Below are 15,569 nucleotides of genomic sequence, written 5' to 3'. Positions count from 1 at the left end.
ACTGTGAAAACTAATATTGATGAGCCGTGTGCGGGAAATCTGCAAGCACGGTTCTTTAGGGGGAGTTGTAGTAATATAACTCAAACGAGAGGAGTAAAGCTACAGCTTCTACCGAACAAGTTCAGTGAGGAAAAGAGAGAAGCTTTTAATAAGTCATTTTATGAATTATTAGAGAACTCGTTTAAGAATATTAATGAAAAAGACGAAAAAGGTGAAACAATACTGGTGCGCCAAGAAGTGCTTAGAGAACAGTTGGTGAAAATCCAACACAAACAAAGTCTAGCCAACAGTTTGGAACAGACCACTATGCTATGGGAGGTAACGAACGTAGTAAAGCTAGTGGAATGGATAACACAGGATGCAACGAAAGTGAAGGTATTGAGTTCCGAAATTTTCAACAGCATAGAGGTCGACATCTTCAGTACGATGGAAGACAGCATGAGGAATAACGCAAAGGCAAGATATAACTCACTCTATCGGGATCGAAGGCCGTGTCATGTGTTAAAATGGAATCTAAGTGAACTTGGGAGATCCTCTGCATTCCTACAAAGGTACGCTGGAACAAGTCAACAAAGGCAAGAACTGGTGGAAGATGTGGAGGAAGTCGGACTGATTGATAGTACTCAGCGTCAAACAGACGAAGTCTGTAAAATCGGGAAAAGAGAATCCAGTCCTTTTACGCAATCCCATTAAAAACGTTGTGTTTTAACATAGGATTAGCTACTTTTATACTCACCAATTTAATCTCTAATCAAAATTCCTGGATTCCAGTGGGCTTTGTTGCATCGCTAGCTATGATGGATTAAAGATAAAAAAGATAGAGAATATCAGTAGCTTATTATTCTGGTATTTATAACAAGAACGGTCAGTGAATACCTAAATTTGAGTAAAAGAAATTTCACTACCACTCACTAATCCGGCTAAAATTCAAGAATTTCAATGCTTTAGCTATTTTCAATAGAATTAAATTTATTAATATAAATAATAAATTACTATTCTTAAATTTGATCAGATTGATTGCAAAAAAACAAGATTTTCAATAGGTTGCTTATAATCCTAACTATAGTTAGCCTTTCATAAATAGCGATGCAACAAAGCCATTCCAGTGTCAAGCACTGGAATGACACCCTCTTGGATAGCGTCACGCGCTGCCCAGTTCATTTAGCTATAAATATTTAAGAAATTTACCAAATAAAAAAAAAGGCAAAAGAAGCCCTAGTCATTGTCTATTTTCAGTATTGGCGTTTTTTAAGTCTTAAACACTGCAATTTAGCTGCTTTTAAATGCAACTCACCTTAGTTTAAATGTTTAAGAAATTTACTAAGCAGAAAAAAAGGCAAAAAAAATCCCGTGTTAGCTAGTTGTCACTCTCTAATCCTGCAAATTGGCGTTCTATACTGTCTTAAACGCTTTAATAAGCGCGTTTCAGCTTATATAGGTAAAAACCTAGAAATGTTGTGAAGACACAAGGTGCACATAGTGCAAAAAATTAAAAATAAGACGCCAACTACGTTGTTTTCTTGCTGTTTAATCTGCACAGATGAAGATAACTGAATACCTTCGACTTCATGGTAAGGGGACTGGCGAAGGGTGTCAAGTAAGTTTTTTCGTTTCTATTCCCAATGTTATATGGTTATGCAAGAAGTCTAATACTCATAGGGATCATCTTTCAAGCATATATCGCAATATCTCATTAGCAATTGCAACATCTTGACGTGGGGCTTTGCCGTGTTCTATAAACACAGAGATTGCGTAGCACGGGTTATGATAAGGGCCATAAGCGATAAATAACTTATGACTTTCGCCCTTAGAGTTTATTTCTGGTGTGCCGGTTTTGCCGGCAATTTGTATGCCGCTTAGCCCTTTTTTATAGGTTCCAGTTTTAGAATTCACCACGTCAAACATAGCTTTTCGAACTATGCTAAGATGCTCACGATTCACATCAATATCGGGAAAATCTTGTATCGTTTTACTCATTTCAATGTGGGGAATTACCTTTTTTCCTGTTGCAATCCTTGCTGCAAGAACTGCAAGCTGCAGTGGTGTTGTAAGCAAATACCCTTGTCCTATAACTAAGTTGATAGTGTCACCTAAATACCATTGCGAATATAGCTTTCGTGCGCGCCAATCTCTATCGGGCAACAATCCTGGAGCTTCTTCTTTAAACGTTCCAATCAGTGGCCCACTTCCAATACCAAATTTTCTGGCCATTTCTACTAGAGAGTCTACACTTATTTTTTTTCCTATGTTATAAAAGTAAGTGTTGCATGATAATGCCATTGCCTCATTTAAAGATACATATCCATGGACTTTGCTTTTCAGGCAACGAAATTTCCGCTCACCTATTTTCATATAGCCCTTACACGAGAATTTTTCTCCTGGTGTTATTATCCCGTCTTTTAAACTCGCAAGCGCAACTATTACTTTAAATATTGAACCAGGTGGAATTTGATACGACAATGCACGATTCACAAGTGGTAATGAAGGAGTATTCAAGCTTTCCCAAGTCTCATTTGATAATCTGCTAGCAAAAAGATTATTATCGTAAGAAGGTGAATTATATAATGCTAAAATTTCTCCATTATTTACATCAATTACCACTGCGGAGCCCTGGTGATCTTTAAATACCTCTGCGATTTTCTCTTGCAGATTAACATCAATTGTCAGCTGTACATCTTGTCCGTCTTGTTGTGGTATACTTGATAATTCTTTTATGACGCGTTTTTTAGAATTTATTTCCTGCTCAGATTTTCCTGGCTTGCCTTTCAATATATGATCATATGTATATTCAATACCGCTGATTCCTACTTCGTTTATACCTTGCTGTCTTTTTGTATATCCAATTACATGAGAACATATTGAACCAAACGGGTAATAACGTTTATAAAGAGCAGTTACTTTTGTTTCTGACGATTTTGCTATTTTAGACTCGACTTCTGATAATGTTTGCAAATCAACTTCCTTACCAGAACCATCAAACAAAACAACATACGAAATTTTGTTTATCGCAAGTTCAATGCTATTCCTATCTAAAATTTTGCCTCGCTGAGGCATAATAGTGGTGATTCGTACCCTATTGTTATTAGACAGCGTTTCGTATTTTTGTCTGTTTCGTACTTGTAAATTATATAACCTATAGCTAAAAACAGCGGAAATGGTAAGCTGAATACCGCCTAATATAAATGCTCTGCGGTTAAAGACTTTGTTTTTTGTCCACATAACATTCCTTCAAAACGCACTTTTCCCCCCTCTTTTATTGTTACACTTCTGGCTTTTACCGTATTACAAACCCTTTTTTCCCACTCACTTAAGGTAACAAATTTGTAACCTGATTTTTTTAGTATTTTAATAATATGAGGTAAAGCTTCAATTGTGTTTGATCTGTTATTGTGATCATGAAACAGTATAACTGCTCCATTATGTACATTACTTAAAACTCTTTCAACTAAAGCTTCTGGTTTATCACCTTGCCAATCTAGCGAATCAACTGTCCATAATATTGAATACATATTTAATTGATCAGTATTTTCAATCAGATTATCGTCATGACATCCATATGGCGGACGAAACCATTTTACATCTTGTTTTATTACATTTTTAATTGCTGTATTTGTCTTTTCCAATTCTTGCAATTGTTCCTCACTTGAAAGTGATGTCAACTTCCTATGCGACCAAGAGTGATTGCCTAACTCATGACCTGATTCATGAATTTTCTTTACTATTTTAGACGTTTTTTCATTTATACGTTCACCAAGCACAAAAAATGTTGCTTTTGCTTCATAGCTTTCCAGAACATTAATAATATCGTTTACTCTATTGTTAGACGGTCCATCATCAAACGTAAGTGCAACAAACTTATCGTCATTATTCAATAATTTTTTTATATTACTTAAATTCCTATATGATAGATCCAGATTACAACTGAGCCCACAGTATGGTAAATTAAAATTACAATCACTACAGAAAACTGCGCTTGAGTATAGCAAAAGAAAAGTTATTATCCTTATAAACATTTTGTAATCAGCAAAGCGATAGGATACTATGCACTTTTTTGCTAAGTTAAGCCATCTTTAATTGCTGTAGCCTTTACTTCATCACTTCTTTAATATATTATATTAACAATTTTATATAATATATTATGATTGCAAATATAAATACCGTTGCGCTTCAGGGAATTAGCACAGTAAATGTCAATGCACAAATTCATATGGCAAATGGTATTCCAGCTTTTAAAGCAACAAGGACAACATTGCAAATTTAGAGTTCAAGAGGGTTATTCCTCGAGAACTATTGCGTCAGAAAGCTGGCGCTGAATTTGTATATAATGTTGACCTTGGAGGTTTTTATGAATAATAGTGAGAGAAAAGAAAAATTGGAAACTCGTATTCTATCAAGCAGAGGCAGGTCTTTATTGGATCACGAGCTACTAGAACGTACTCTGTCTGGATATGCAGAAGGAAGAGAAGTTTCCAAAAGGCTAATGGAGCTCTTTAGTAGTTTAGGGAGGGTAATTAATGCTGATTTTCATGAACTAAAAAATGTTACAGGAATGAACGATGGAGCAATAGCAAGTATCTTTTGCCTGAAAGAGATTTTCGATAGGATATTGAAAGGTAAGTTAAAAAAGCTGTCGATTCTTGATAATAGAGAAGAGCTATTAAAATACTTTAAAGCAGCAATAGGGCAGTCACGAAAGGAAAGCTTACGAGTGGTATACTTAGATCGAAGTGGTCATTTAATATATGAGTATATTCAAGATTGTGGAACTATAGACAGAGTACCTCTATATGTGAGGGAAATAATAAAGCAGGGGTTACTGATTGACGCAGCATCTGTTGCAATTTCACATAATCATCCAAGTGGAGATATAGAACCGTCAAAGGAGGATGAGGATAACACACTTACATTAGCTGCAACCTGTGAAAATGTAGGAATGAAATTGATAGATCATATAATCGTAACACAGAAGAGCCATTTTAGTTTTTATGACAGTGGTTTATTGTAATCTGTAGACTGGAAGGAAAGTTCTCTAGCTTTCCTTCTTTTTTTCCACTTCATAAATTAAAAAATTCAATATAAGCTTGAACAGCTAAAATTAGTAATGAAAGGTGGAATTAGGCAAAAAAATAAAGGAACTTAGGTTATACTGTGGCTTGACACAAACTGAATTAGGAAAAAGAATAGGTGTTTCATATAGACAGATACAAAGGTACGAAAATGGTTCAAATTGTATTTTAGCCAGTAGACTGTATGACTTAGCAAAAGCCCTATCGATTAATGTTGCTGATTTTTTTACTGATATGCACGCCGACTCACATGAAAGTTACGATGAAGAAATACTAAAACTAGTCAAAGGATATAACGAAATTAAGAGCAAAAGGTTACGTAGTGTAGTTTATATATTGGTAAAATCTTTTTCTCAAAGTGATAATACATAGCTAATATTACCTGATATGTAAAATGACCATACAACATCCTATCGATAAGCAAATAGCTGAAAGAATAAGAAAAAGAAGGTTAATGTGTGGTCTCAGCCAAAGAGACTTAGGAAAAAAGCTTGAAATTTCATTTCAGCATATACAAGGATATGAAACTGGAGAGGTAAGGCTTATAGTTGATAGGCTGTATAATTTGGCAGAAGCTTTGTCCGTTGATATGTCATATTTTTTTACCAAAGCCTCTGAAGACTTGCATGATAATGCCTTCCGTAGCGATGTGGGCAGCGAAGAAATATCAAGATTAGTAAGAGAATACAGGAAAATTAAGGATGAGGCATTGCGTGATATTGTTCATTCAGTAATAGAAGCGCTTGCCAATAAGTAATAATGCCTAAATGTATTTCCAACTCACCTTTACAAGAAAATTATTGGTTAAAGTAAATTATTTATGGTAAACTTGATTGAATTTTAAAAACTACTTTACTTCGCAATAGCTAAGGCTATGTAAAAACATAGCCTCCGATCAAGAACGTCCTACGGATGTTGTTTTGTTGTCTTTTAATTTATTTACCCAAGAAAAAGTCTCACTACTTTTAGAATTTTGGTCACCCCACCTTCCACACCTAGTAAAACTGCCTCTTTCTACTGCTTCTTTAACAGACATTCCACCAAATAAACACCCCTGTCCTATGATTTTTCCTATTTTTTGCAACTCATTCCACATTTCTTCATCTTCCACCTCAACTTGTACTTGATGATAGTCTTCTGTATCGTGATATACCATTAAATTTAGCTCTCCTAGGCTAGTGCAAAGTGTTACTGTAAAAGCGCTGTTATCGGATATATCTACATAATTTCTTTTACCGTCTTTCCCGGTTTTGACCTCAACTTCACCATCACCTATTTTTATGATATTACCGCCAAGGTTTAAGTCTCCTTTACTTAAGCCCAAATTTTTTGCACCTTCTACAACTTTGGCAACATCAACTATGCAGCTATGTGAAAATTCAATATAGAAGGTCTTATTATCAATTTCTACATCTTCAACAGTTCCTTCTATAGTAGCGTCTTCTCCAACTTCCCTAAGTTTCTTGAGCCTACTATATATTTGTGGCTCAATTTCTTTTTGCACTTTTTCAGCTATTTTCTTATCAACTTGTACATTAAAATCTGCTCCATGTAAGGCTAACTTTCTGATTATATCTTCTTGTTTATTTTCTTTGAATTCATCACGATACATCTTAAACATTGTAACGTTAGCGAAGCTAAAGCCATCTTCGTTGCGAGCGTTTACTCTTATTCCTAAATCCAAAGCTTCATCGACGATTTTACTTAATTTGTCTAGATTTTCAGCTGCAATAGCTTTTTCCAAGAATTCATTTAATTTCACATTTTCATATTCACTTAGCCTTATCTTGCATAAAGCTGATCGAAATGGATTGAGCTCCTCAGGATATGTTAAGACAGGCAATTTACTAATCTTTTTATTTGCTGTTGGAGCAGCTTTTATAAAATTAGGTAATAACCCTTCTTTTGCTATTCGCTCTACCGCTTTTAACATTTTACTAGACAATTTTTTACCATTTATTTTTTTGTTCGGTAGAAGCTGTAGCTTTACTCCTCTCGTTTGAGTTATATTACTACAACTCCCCCTAAAGAACCGTGCTTGCAGATTTCCCGCACACGGCTCATCAATATTAGTTTTCACAGTCGTCCCTCTTATGCATATAAAGAAAAATGTATTTTTGGCTTTGGTAATGGATTTACTTCTACGTAGTGTACAAACTGTTCCCAGGTCATACTCTTTTTCTGACTACGCCGATTTATCCATTTAAATGCTAGCTTTCTTACTGATGTGTAAAATTGTTTCAAACACCAATAATTTCCGCTAATACCAAAGTAGTTATAGTGTCCTGTTAATTTAGCCTTCAGTACTTGCCACCAATCTTTAAGTCGAATACTTCCGCGGACTATTTTCAACCACTCCTTGATTTCTTTTAGTTTTCTGGCTAGATTTAACTTTGAGGTTTTATGTCCCATTATTAATCTACCACGACGACTTTTTGCACCATAGTGCGTAAACCCCAGAAAATTGAAACTTTCCGTCCTTCGTTTCTCTCTTATCGCTTGTTGCCACTCCCTCTTGCCAAACTTTACTACTCTGGTCTTGTTTTCAGATACTTCCAACCCAAATTTATTTAGCCTTTGTTTCAGTAATTCCAGAAATTCTTCCGCGTCTACCTTACTTTCGCAACAAACCACAAAATCGTCGCAAAACCTTATTAGTTGTATATATCCTCTGGATCTTGGTTTAAATTTCTTTTCTATCCATAAATCCAACACATAATGTAAGTATATATTTGCTAATACAGGACTTACTATACCACCTTGGGGTGTACCTTGTTTTGTTGCTTCATAATTTCCAGCTTCGACTATCCCTGCCTTGAGAAACCGCTTTACTAACCACAGCAAATTTGGGTCAGTTATTCGTTCCCTTAGACATCTCATTAGCCATTTATGCTGTATATTATCGTAGAACTTCTTGATATCCACTTCTACAATGTAGTTTATTGGCTTGTACATAACTGCTTTATCTAGTGCATTTACCGCTTGATGACAGTTTCTTCCAGGTCGAAATCCATATGAGCTGTCCAGAAAGTTTGCCTCGTAAATATTTTCTAATATCTTCTTCAGCATAATCTGTACTAATTTATCCTCGGTCGATGGTATTCCGAGTCCGCGTTTCTCTTTACTTCCAGCTTTCGGTATATATACCCTCTTTACTGGTTGTGGTTGATATTGCTTCCTCTTCATACTTTCTACTAGCACTTCGAGTTTCTCATTCAGATTTTCTCCGTATGATTCCACTGTTATCTGGTCTACTCCACAAGCCTTGTTACGCTTCAGTTCTTTATAACATCTCGCAAGATTCTCTGTATTTATCAGATGGACTAACGATGTGAATTTTAGTCGCTTATCTTGCTTTGCTCTTACTGCTATCTGGTTTAGTTTATTTTGCATGTTATTCCAACCTCCGTTGTATTGGCCTAGCAATCCCTATTCCAGTTACTATATTGCTGATCGCTTCCCCTTGTACGTGGCTTTCCCACATTCTGAGTACTATCAATCAGTCCGACTTCCCCTGCATCTTCCGCTAGTTCTTGCCTTTGTTGACTTGTTCCAGCGTACCTTTGTAGGAATGCATAGGATCTCCCAAGTTCACTTGAAGTCCATTTCAATACATGGCACGGTCTCAGATCCCGATAGAGTGAGTGATAACTTGCCTTTACGTTATCCTTCATGCTGTCTTCCATGGCCATGAAAATGTCGACCTCTATGTCTTCAGGTATTTCGGAACTCAATCCCTTCACTTTCGTTGTACCCTGCATTGTCCATCCCACTAGCTCTATTACACTCGTTACCTCATGCAACATAGTGGTCTGTTCCAAACTGTTGGCTAGACTTTGTTTGTGTTGGATTTTCACCAACTGTTCTCCAAGCACTTCTTGGCGCACCTTGGCGCACCTTGGCGCACCTTGGCCACTTGTCACGTAATCTTCTTGCTATAGATTTAAGTAATCAACCTGAAATAGCAACAAGCAATGCGGCAAGACCATCTTCATGGATAAATAATTGTATTTCTTGGGTGAAAAAATTAGCAGCTAGCACTTTTTCTACAATTCCTGGGCTACCACCCAATACAACATTGCGGGTAAGAATGATGTCATTAATGTAAAAGGTGAGAATAATAATGCACCAAAAAGTATATCAGCTGTTGGTTGGAATAATTTCCTAAACAGTGAAAATGTTGCCCTTGCAAGTTGTGTTGCTGATGCATTAGATAATACTCCAAGTAGACGCTATCAAAATTTAATAAGTAAAGGAGTAGAAGTTGTACCAAGCAGCAAAGTTGCAGTTGAGTTTGCTCTTAGGAATTTTGATTCATTTGTAGAAGGTAAAATAAGAAACCTAGACTCAAAAGAACAAGCTAGAATGCGTGTTGAACTTAAAGACGCATATCCAGAAATAACAGCAAGTCTTGAAAGAGGAGTTGAATTTAGTGGTAATATTGGGTTAGATAATGTTTTAGAAAAGTGCAAGAAGTGCTTTTGTACAAATGTCCTACCAAAGGATAAAGTATCAACTTGTCTTTCTGATGTAGGAGTAACCAAGCTTGGAAATAATCTCAATAGGTAGATTAGAATATAAGAGGTGGAGCTATAATATGCCAAATAGTAGAAATTTACAGTAGAATTTAAAGTAAAGGCTGTAGAATTAGCCAAAAAATTAGGGAGATCAGTAGCAAATTTGAGGGTTATAGATAGATAAAGTAGAAATTATAGGCAATAAGACTGGAATTGGGAAATAAGTGGTAATGTACTCTCCATATTAAACTTACAGTATGTATTTTTGATATGGAAGGTGAATAGGAGGGTTTCGTTATGATAGTAATCTATGTAATTCTATGTGTAATCTTTATAGCTATTTTAGATAGTTCACTAGTAACCGTTCACGGAGTATTCCCAATTAAGAAGGAATAGCGACTAAATTCTGTAATTTCTGGACAGGGTTCTGATTATTCAAACGTGAAGTAAAAAATATCGAGAGCATTCTTTCAACGAACTTTTCTCGGGAGTGTTAAATAAACTGTGTCAAACCGCATTTTTAGTTCGACTCAATTTTCAATCTGCCAGGAAAGAAAACATCAAGTTGAGAGATAGTTAATGCCCAATCATGTACAGGCATCGTCCACTTTTCCTCTGCCTTCTTTATAGCACAATATACCTGCTTATACAAGGCATTTATGCTGGTAAATGAGCCTTTGGTCTTAGTGAATTTCCTAATTTGCCTATGTAGCCCCTCTATGGGATTGGTGGTGTAGATTATCCTCCTAACTGGACCAGAATACTTAAAATAACCAGACAAGTTTTCCCAATTATTCTGCCAAGATTTTATAACCATAGGGTACTTTGTGCCCCATTTTTCATCCAATTCCAACAGATAATTCTCGGCAATTTCCTTGCTTGAAGCTTGATATACCTTCTTTAAATCGCTCAAAAAACTCTTCGCATCTTTACTGGCCACATACTTCAGTGAGTTGCGTATCTGATGCACTATACACATCTGCACTTCCGCATTAGGAAAGACACTGTTTATAGCTGCAGGAAAGCTTTTTAGCCCATCAACGCAGGCAATAAGGATATCTTCTACTCCTCTTTCTTTGAGGTCATTTAACACTCCCAACCAGAAGTTAGCTCCTTCACTTTCAGCCAAATAAAAACCTAATACTTCTTTTTTGCCATTTTGATCTATGCCTAATATGTTATACATGCATTTACTTACGCAATGCCCGTCCTCTTTGACTTTAAAAAACATGCCATCCATGAAAACTATCGGATATACAGACTGCAGCGGGCGACTACGCCATTCGTTGATTACTGGTAGCAATTTGTCAGTAATACTTGATATCTCTGCCGCCGATATTTTGTGATCATAAATTTCCTCAACATGTGACACTATATCTCTATAGCCCATACCACTGGCAAATGTGCTCAAAATCTTCGTTTCAAGCTCTGGATGTAAGTTTGTTTGCCTTTTTTTGACTATTTGTGGTTCGAAACTTCCTTCTCTATCTCTTGGTGTTAATAGCTCTGCACTTGTACGTAAAGTTTTTGCATTTCTCCCATTTCTTCGATTATTCTCTTCGCTTTTAGCCGACAAGTGGTTTTCTATTTCACCTTCCAGGCTTACCTCCAGCAACTTTTTTATAAACGGTGTTAATGCTCCATCTCTTCCTGTCAACGGTCTTCCTTCTCGTATAGACGACAGGATATTTGTTTCTAATTCTTTATAATCTACCAAACCGGTAGTTCTGTTTACTACTTTCTGACTCATTGTCAAACCTCCATTTTTTTATATCAATTTATTACTTTTTTTCGGTTTGACACAGTTTATTTAACACTCCCATAAATTATGATGTTTAATGTTGAAAGCTCAAATACTCCTTTGCTTGGTCGGTTAGAACGCGTCCTCTTGGTGTGCGCTTTACAAAACTAATTTTGATTAAATAAGGTTCTACTGTTTCTTCAATATTGCCAACATCCTCAGATAGTGCAATAGATATAGTGTCAATTCCAACAGGTCCTGAGGTGTTGAATAAAAATCTTAGATAATGCATATCAAGTTTATTAAGTCCCATTTTATCTACACCCAATTTTAGCAATACAGAATCAGCGACTTCACAAGTGATTTTTTTATCATCTTTCACTTCAACAAAATCCCTTATTCTTCTGAGTAACCTCAAAGCAATTCTTGGAGTGCCACGTGCACGGCAGGCAATTTCCCGTGCTGCATTCTCTTCAATTTCAGTAGAAAGAACTCTTGCGCCTCTTTTTATAATATCGACTAGCTCTTCAAAAGAATAAAACTCAAGATGCAAAGGAATGCCAAAGCGATCTCTGAGTGGCGCAGAAAGTAATCCAAGCCGTGTAGTTGCTCCGATTAACGTAAATGGTGGTAGATCTATCCTTAAAGTGCGAGTAGATGGACCTTCACCTACTAATATGTCCAAGCAAAAATCTTCCATAGCAGTATATAAAACTTCTTCGATGCTGCGATTTAATCTATGGATTTCGTCGATAAATAGAACATCTTTTGCATTTAAAGTGGTAAGCACTGCGGCCAAGTCTCCAGCTTTGCTAAGTAAAGGACCAGAAGTTGCGCGAAAGCTTACCCTTAATTCTTTAGAGATAATTTGTGCTAAAGTTGTTTTGCCAAGCCCTGGAGGACCATATAATAAAACGTGATCTAAAGCTTCAGTTCTCGTCTTTGCAGCGTTTATAAACACTTTTAAATTTTGTATTAAGTCTTTTTGCCCGACAAAATCATCAAGTTGTTCAGGTCTGATGTTGATATTGCGTACATCTTCAGTATATTCTTTATCGCACGATATTGATTTCATAGTGTTTTAAGCGCCATGCGAATAATATCCTTAGTGTCCAGATTTGACGATTCGTCTTGTATTTTTTTTATCGTATCATAAGCTTTTGTTTTTTCATATCCGAGATTGATCAATGCTGAAAGGGCATCTTCATTGATTGGATGAAAATTATTGTTATTTATTTCTAATTTACTCACTTTGCCACTTAATTCAGTGATGATTCGATTTATGAGTTTTAGGCCAAGACCACTCATCTTGAGTGCTACTTTATCTTCATTCATAATTGCCAAAAATAGCTGTTCTGGAGTTAATTTACTCAAAATTGACATTGCAGTTTTATAGCTAACGCCGCTTACTTTAACTAGCAATCTCAAGCACTGTTGTTCTTCTTTGCTTATAAAACCATATAGCTGAGTAGTGTTTTCTCTGTTATTTGCATGGGTTTCGATAAGTAATTTGATTCTACTTCCAATTGCACAAGCACTTAAAGTTTTGGCTGAAAGATACACCATATAGCCAACATCATTCACATTCAGGATTATGTGATCGCTGCGCACTTCATCAACTATTCCGCTTAGATTTCCTATCATTTTTAGCACTGTATAGAGTTCAGTTTAAATACTCCTGGATCTTAGGTCAAGCAAACGAACATTATAACAGAGAGCCAAGTAGCCCCTTTTTTGTCATCCGAGCCCCTATGATGTCATCCCAGTGCGTGACACTGGGATGGCTTTGTTGCATAGCACCTTAAGCAGTGATGGTTTACGACAAATTTATGTAATGTTCTGCTGCATCCTTTTTTGGTAGAACTTTTGTCTTTATATCGTATTTCTTACACAATTTATAAAGTTTGTGCCTATCGTATGCCCTATCTGCATATAATGCTTTTATTTTGTGCTGAAAATTAACTTCTTCAAGCAAATCGCAAGCTCCATAGTGGTCAGAGTAGACGCCATTACTGTATCTTGCAGCTATAGCTTTTTTACTATTCACACTTAACATAACATGTAACTTTCTTACTTGCTCGTAGCTTCGGTACTTTCTATCTGCACTGTTTTCCTTACTGTGGCCAGGAGTGTTACTGTAAATGCTGATACTTGTGCTATCTATGATAATTTCAATATTTTCCATGTTGCTTTTATCAACCCTGCAATCATTTATCTTAATATTAAGTTTTTTAAACCTTCTTGATGCTTGTGAATAGCTGATAACTGCCAAATTTTTTCCTATTTGTTGCAGATATCCTTTTATAAACCCCACCGTTTGTCTTAAACCAATTCTAAAAAGATTGACAATTATATGCACCAAAATTACGACTTTATCACTGTAAATATAGTTGCCGCCCTGCATTTTTGGACTATTTTCATACCAATTTTCGATAGCTTCATCGATGTAATGAAAAATATTTCCCCTTTTTTCAAGGAATTTGTTATATTCGTTTTGGTTACTGACTTTCATTTTCTGTGGCATATTTTTTCTTCAACAGTTAAATGGTTATTTATAATGAATTTTGTCAGTAGCTACCAGATTTTTTCGGTTGCTATGCAACAAAGCCCACTGGGATCCAGATTGGGCACTAAGTTGGTAAGCATAAAAGTGGCTGATCTTATGTTAAAACACAACGTTCTTGATGAGATTACGGCAAGGCTGGATTCCAGTGTCAAGCACTGGAATCTACCGTCTTAGGAGTCAAGATAAAAATTGTTATTTTTTATCATGGCATTCAAACAAACGATAATTTTTCTCATGACAGCAACTAAAGCAACTTTGCCAGAGTTAACTAAACGCTGATAAAGTACTTTCATTCTCCTGTTATGACGCATAGCAACAAGAGCTGACATGTATAGTGCTTTTCTTGCATGAAACCTACCTCCTTTGAGGGAGTGTTAAATAAACTGTGTCAAACCGCATTTTTAGTTCGACTCAATTTTCAATCTGCCAGGAAAGAAAACATCAAGTTGAGAGATAGTTAATGCCCAATCATGTACAGGCATCGTCCACTTTTCCTCTGCCTTCTTTATAGCACAATATACCTGCTTATACAAGGCATTTATGCTGGTAAATGAGCCTTTGGTCTTAGTGAATTTCCTAATTTGCCTATGTAGCCCCTCTATGGGATTGGTGGTGTAGATTATCCTCCTAACTGGACCAGAATACTTAAAATAACCAGACAAGTTTTCCCAATTATTCTGCCAAGATTTTATAACCATAGGGTACTTTGTGCCCCATTTTTCATCCAATTCCAACAGATAATTCTCGGCAATTTCCTTGCTTGAAGCTTGATATACCTTCTTTAAATCGCTCAAAAAACTCTTCGCATCTTTACTGGCCACATACTTCAGTGAGTTGCGTATCTGATGCACTATACACATCTGCACTTCCGCATTAGGAAAGACACTGTTTATAGCTGCAGGAAAGCTTTTTAGCCCATCAACGCAGGCAATAAGGATATCTTCTACTCCTCTTTCTTTGAGGTCATTTAACACTCCCAACCAGAAGTTAGCTCCTTCACTTTCAGCCAAATAAAAACCTAATACTTCTTTTTTGCCATTTTGATCTATGCCTAATATGTTATACATGCATTTACTTACGCAATGCCCGTCCTCTTTGACTTTAAAAAACATGCCATCCATGAAAACTATCGGATATACAGACTGCAGCGGGCGACTACGCCATTCGTTGATTACTGGTAGCAATTTGTCAGTAATACTTGATATCTCTGCCGCCGATATTTTGTGATCATAAATTTCCTCAACATGTGACACTATATCTCTATAGCCCATACCACTGGCAAATGTGCTCAAAATCTTCGTTTCAAGCTCTGGATGTAAGTTTGTTTGCCTTTTTTTGACTATTTGTGGTTCGAAACTTCCTTCTCTATCTCTTGGTGTTAATAGCTCTGCACTTGTACGTAAAGTTTTTGCATTTCTCCCATTTCTTCGATTATTCTCTTCGCTTTTAGCCGACAAGTGGTTTTCTATTTCACCTTCCAGGCTTACCTCCAGCAACTTTTTTATAAACGGTGTTAATGCTCCATCTCTTCCTGTCAACGGTCTTCCTTCTCGTATAGACGACAGGATATTTGTTTCTAATTCTTTATAATCTACCAAACCGGTAGTTCTGTTTACTACTTTCTGACTCATTGTCAAACCTCCATTTTTTTATATCAATTTATTACTTTTTTTTCGGTT

The 15,569-nt window shown here is 36.2% G+C and carries 15 protein-coding genes and 2 pseudogenes; 6 read left to right on the top strand and 11 right to left on the bottom strand.

The features are described 5' to 3' along the window. Positions 1 to 3 precede the first annotated feature (3 nt). Positions 4 to 693, top strand: a complete 690-nt coding sequence (locus tag ACQH1X_RS07090) for a hypothetical protein (protein WP_425386109.1) — start codon at positions 4 to 6, stop codon at positions 691 to 693. 969 nt (positions 694 to 1,662) lie between these two features. Here ACQH1X_RS07090 and ACQH1X_RS07085 read toward each other — a convergent pair. Then, positions 1,663 to 3,219 carry a penicillin-binding transpeptidase domain-containing protein gene (locus ACQH1X_RS07085; protein WP_425386108.1) on the bottom strand — a complete coding sequence of 519 codons (1,557 nt, stop codon included), beginning with the start codon at positions 3,217 to 3,219 and terminating at the stop codon, positions 1,663 to 1,665. Continuing rightward, the gene (locus ACQH1X_RS07080; RefSeq protein WP_425386107.1) at positions 3,174 to 4,013 is read right to left on the bottom strand and encodes a polysaccharide deacetylase family protein; all 840 of its coding nucleotides are present in this window, start codon (positions 4,011 to 4,013) and stop codon (positions 3,174 to 3,176) included. The genes ACQH1X_RS07085 and ACQH1X_RS07080 overlap by 46 nt, the downstream gene beginning before the upstream one ends. A 125-nt stretch (positions 4,014 to 4,138) precedes the next feature. Between ACQH1X_RS07080 and ACQH1X_RS07075 the strand changes: the two genes are divergently transcribed. The 4 genes from ACQH1X_RS07075 (at position 4,139) to ACQH1X_RS07060 (ending at position 5,823) form a co-directional block, all read left to right on the top strand. Further along, positions 4,139 to 4,261: a hypothetical protein gene (locus ACQH1X_RS07075; protein ID WP_255317433.1), complete on the top strand. Its 123-nt coding sequence runs from the start codon at positions 4,139 to 4,141 to the stop codon at positions 4,259 to 4,261. Between the two features lie 84 nt (positions 4,262 to 4,345). After that, on the top strand, positions 4,346 to 5,005 hold the full coding sequence (locus ACQH1X_RS07070; protein ID WP_425386106.1) for a JAB domain-containing protein: 660 nt from the start codon (positions 4,346 to 4,348) through the stop codon (positions 5,003 to 5,005). Between the two features lie 148 nt (positions 5,006 to 5,153). Beyond that, on the top strand, positions 5,154 to 5,438 hold the full coding sequence (locus tag ACQH1X_RS07065) for a helix-turn-helix domain-containing protein (RefSeq protein WP_236080324.1): 285 nt from the start codon (positions 5,154 to 5,156) through the stop codon (positions 5,436 to 5,438). Positions 5,439 to 5,460: 22 nt separating this feature from the next. After that, the gene (locus ACQH1X_RS07060) at positions 5,461 to 5,823 is read left to right on the top strand and encodes a helix-turn-helix domain-containing protein (protein ID WP_006012367.1); all 363 of its coding nucleotides are present in this window, start codon (positions 5,461 to 5,463) and stop codon (positions 5,821 to 5,823) included. A gap of 138 nt (positions 5,824 to 5,961) precedes the next feature. Here the strand turns inward: ACQH1X_RS07060 and ACQH1X_RS07055 are convergent, their stop codons facing one another. The 3 genes from ACQH1X_RS07055 to ACQH1X_RS07045 are packed head-to-tail and all read right to left on the bottom strand — an operon-like array spanning position 5,962 to position 8,872. Continuing rightward, positions 5,962 to 7,146, bottom strand: a complete 1,185-nt coding sequence (locus tag ACQH1X_RS07055; RefSeq protein ID WP_425386105.1) for a hypothetical protein — start codon at positions 7,144 to 7,146, stop codon at positions 5,962 to 5,964. Positions 7,147 to 7,157: 11 nt separating this feature from the next. Next, positions 7,158 to 8,459 carry a group II intron reverse transcriptase/maturase gene (ltrA, locus tag ACQH1X_RS07050; protein ID WP_425385808.1) on the bottom strand — a complete coding sequence of 434 codons (1,302 nt, stop codon included), beginning with the start codon at positions 8,457 to 8,459 and terminating at the stop codon, positions 7,158 to 7,160. A 26-nt stretch (positions 8,460 to 8,485) separates the two neighbouring features. Further along, positions 8,486 to 8,872: a hypothetical protein gene (locus ACQH1X_RS07045; RefSeq protein WP_246433168.1), complete on the bottom strand. Its 387-nt coding sequence runs from the start codon at positions 8,870 to 8,872 to the stop codon at positions 8,486 to 8,488. Positions 8,873 to 9,431: 559 nt separating this feature from the next. Here ACQH1X_RS07045 and ACQH1X_RS07040 point away from each other — a divergent pair. Then, positions 9,432 to 9,635, top strand: coding sequence for a hypothetical protein (locus ACQH1X_RS07040; protein WP_425386104.1), 204 nt, complete (start codon positions 9,432 to 9,434; stop codon positions 9,633 to 9,635). 468 nt (positions 9,636 to 10,103) lie between these two features. Here ACQH1X_RS07040 and ACQH1X_RS07035 read toward each other — a convergent pair whose 3' ends face one another. The 6 genes and pseudogenes from ACQH1X_RS07035 to ACQH1X_RS07010 all read right to left on the bottom strand — a co-directional run bounded on the left by ACQH1X_RS07035 (position 10,104) and on the right by ACQH1X_RS07010 (position 15,521). Beyond that, positions 10,104 to 11,333, bottom strand: a complete 1,230-nt coding sequence (locus ACQH1X_RS07035) for an IS256-like element ISWpi15 family transposase (protein WP_425385843.1) — start codon at positions 11,331 to 11,333, stop codon at positions 10,104 to 10,106. Positions 11,334 to 11,418: 85 nt separating this feature from the next. Beyond that, on the bottom strand, positions 11,419 to 12,399 hold the full coding sequence (gene ruvB, locus ACQH1X_RS07030) for a Holliday junction branch migration DNA helicase RuvB (RefSeq protein WP_425386103.1): 981 nt from the start codon (positions 12,397 to 12,399) through the stop codon (positions 11,419 to 11,421). Continuing rightward, on the bottom strand, positions 12,396 to 12,968 hold the full coding sequence (gene ruvA / locus ACQH1X_RS07025; protein WP_425386688.1) for a Holliday junction branch migration protein RuvA: 573 nt from the start codon (positions 12,966 to 12,968) through the stop codon (positions 12,396 to 12,398). Before ruvA ends, ruvB begins: the two co-directional genes overlap by 4 nt. A 190-nt stretch (positions 12,969 to 13,158) precedes the next feature. Continuing rightward, positions 13,159 to 13,848 (bottom strand): annotated as a pseudogene (locus ACQH1X_RS07020) (transposase); the annotation flags it as partial. A 212-nt stretch (positions 13,849 to 14,060) separates the two neighbouring features. Further along, positions 14,061 to 14,252, bottom strand: a pseudogene (locus ACQH1X_RS07015) (IS110 family transposase); the annotation flags it as partial. A 39-nt stretch (positions 14,253 to 14,291) separates the two neighbouring features. Further along, positions 14,292 to 15,521 carry an IS256-like element ISWpi15 family transposase gene (locus tag ACQH1X_RS07010; protein WP_425385843.1) on the bottom strand — a complete coding sequence of 410 codons (1,230 nt, stop codon included), beginning with the start codon at positions 15,519 to 15,521 and terminating at the stop codon, positions 14,292 to 14,294. Positions 15,522 to 15,569: the final 48 nt, after the last annotated feature.

This window comes from Wolbachia endosymbiont (group A) of Barypeithes pellucidus (genome assembly GCF_964030885.1).
GTDB lineage: Bacteria > Pseudomonadota > Alphaproteobacteria > Rickettsiales > Anaplasmataceae > Wolbachia.
Note: the sequence above shows the minus strand (reverse complement) of the source record. Positions and strands in the feature narration are given on the sequence as shown.

What these genes read in the sequence shown, in the direction of transcription:
- ACQH1X_RS07010 (WP_425385843.1), bottom strand. Translation starts at nt 15,521, where the DNA reads ATGAGTCAGAAAGTAGTAAACAGAACTACCGGTTTGGTAGATTATAAA.
- ltrA (WP_425385808.1), bottom strand. Translation starts at nt 8,459, where the DNA reads ATGCAAAATAAACTAAACCAGATAGCAGTAAGAGCAAAGCAAGATAAG.
- ACQH1X_RS07085 (WP_425386108.1), bottom strand. Translation starts at nt 3,219, where the DNA reads ATGTGGACAAAAAACAAAGTCTTTAACCGCAGAGCATTTATATTAGGC.
- ACQH1X_RS07045 (WP_246433168.1), bottom strand. Translation starts at nt 8,872, where the DNA reads ATGTTGCATGAGGTAACGAGTGTAATAGAGCTAGTGGGATGGACAATG.
- ruvA (WP_425386688.1), bottom strand. Translation starts at nt 12,968, where the DNA reads ATGATAGGAAATCTAAGCGGAATAGTTGATGAAGTGCGCAGCGATCAC.
- ACQH1X_RS07080 (WP_425386107.1), bottom strand. Translation starts at nt 4,013, where the DNA reads ATGTTTATAAGGATAATAACTTTTCTTTTGCTATACTCAAGCGCAGTT.
- ACQH1X_RS07035 (WP_425385843.1), bottom strand. Translation starts at nt 11,333, where the DNA reads ATGAGTCAGAAAGTAGTAAACAGAACTACCGGTTTGGTAGATTATAAA.
- ACQH1X_RS07075 (WP_255317433.1), top strand. Translation starts at nt 4,139, where the DNA reads ATGATTGCAAATATAAATACCGTTGCGCTTCAGGGAATTAGCACAGTA.
- ACQH1X_RS07040 (WP_425386104.1), top strand. Translation starts at nt 9,432, where the DNA reads ATGCGTGTTGAACTTAAAGACGCATATCCAGAAATAACAGCAAGTCTT.
- ACQH1X_RS07070 (WP_425386106.1), top strand. Translation starts at nt 4,346, where the DNA reads ATGAATAATAGTGAGAGAAAAGAAAAATTGGAAACTCGTATTCTATCA.
- ACQH1X_RS07060 (WP_006012367.1), top strand. Translation starts at nt 5,461, where the DNA reads ATGACCATACAACATCCTATCGATAAGCAAATAGCTGAAAGAATAAGA.
- ruvB (WP_425386103.1), bottom strand. Translation starts at nt 12,399, where the DNA reads ATGAAATCAATATCGTGCGATAAAGAATATACTGAAGATGTACGCAAT.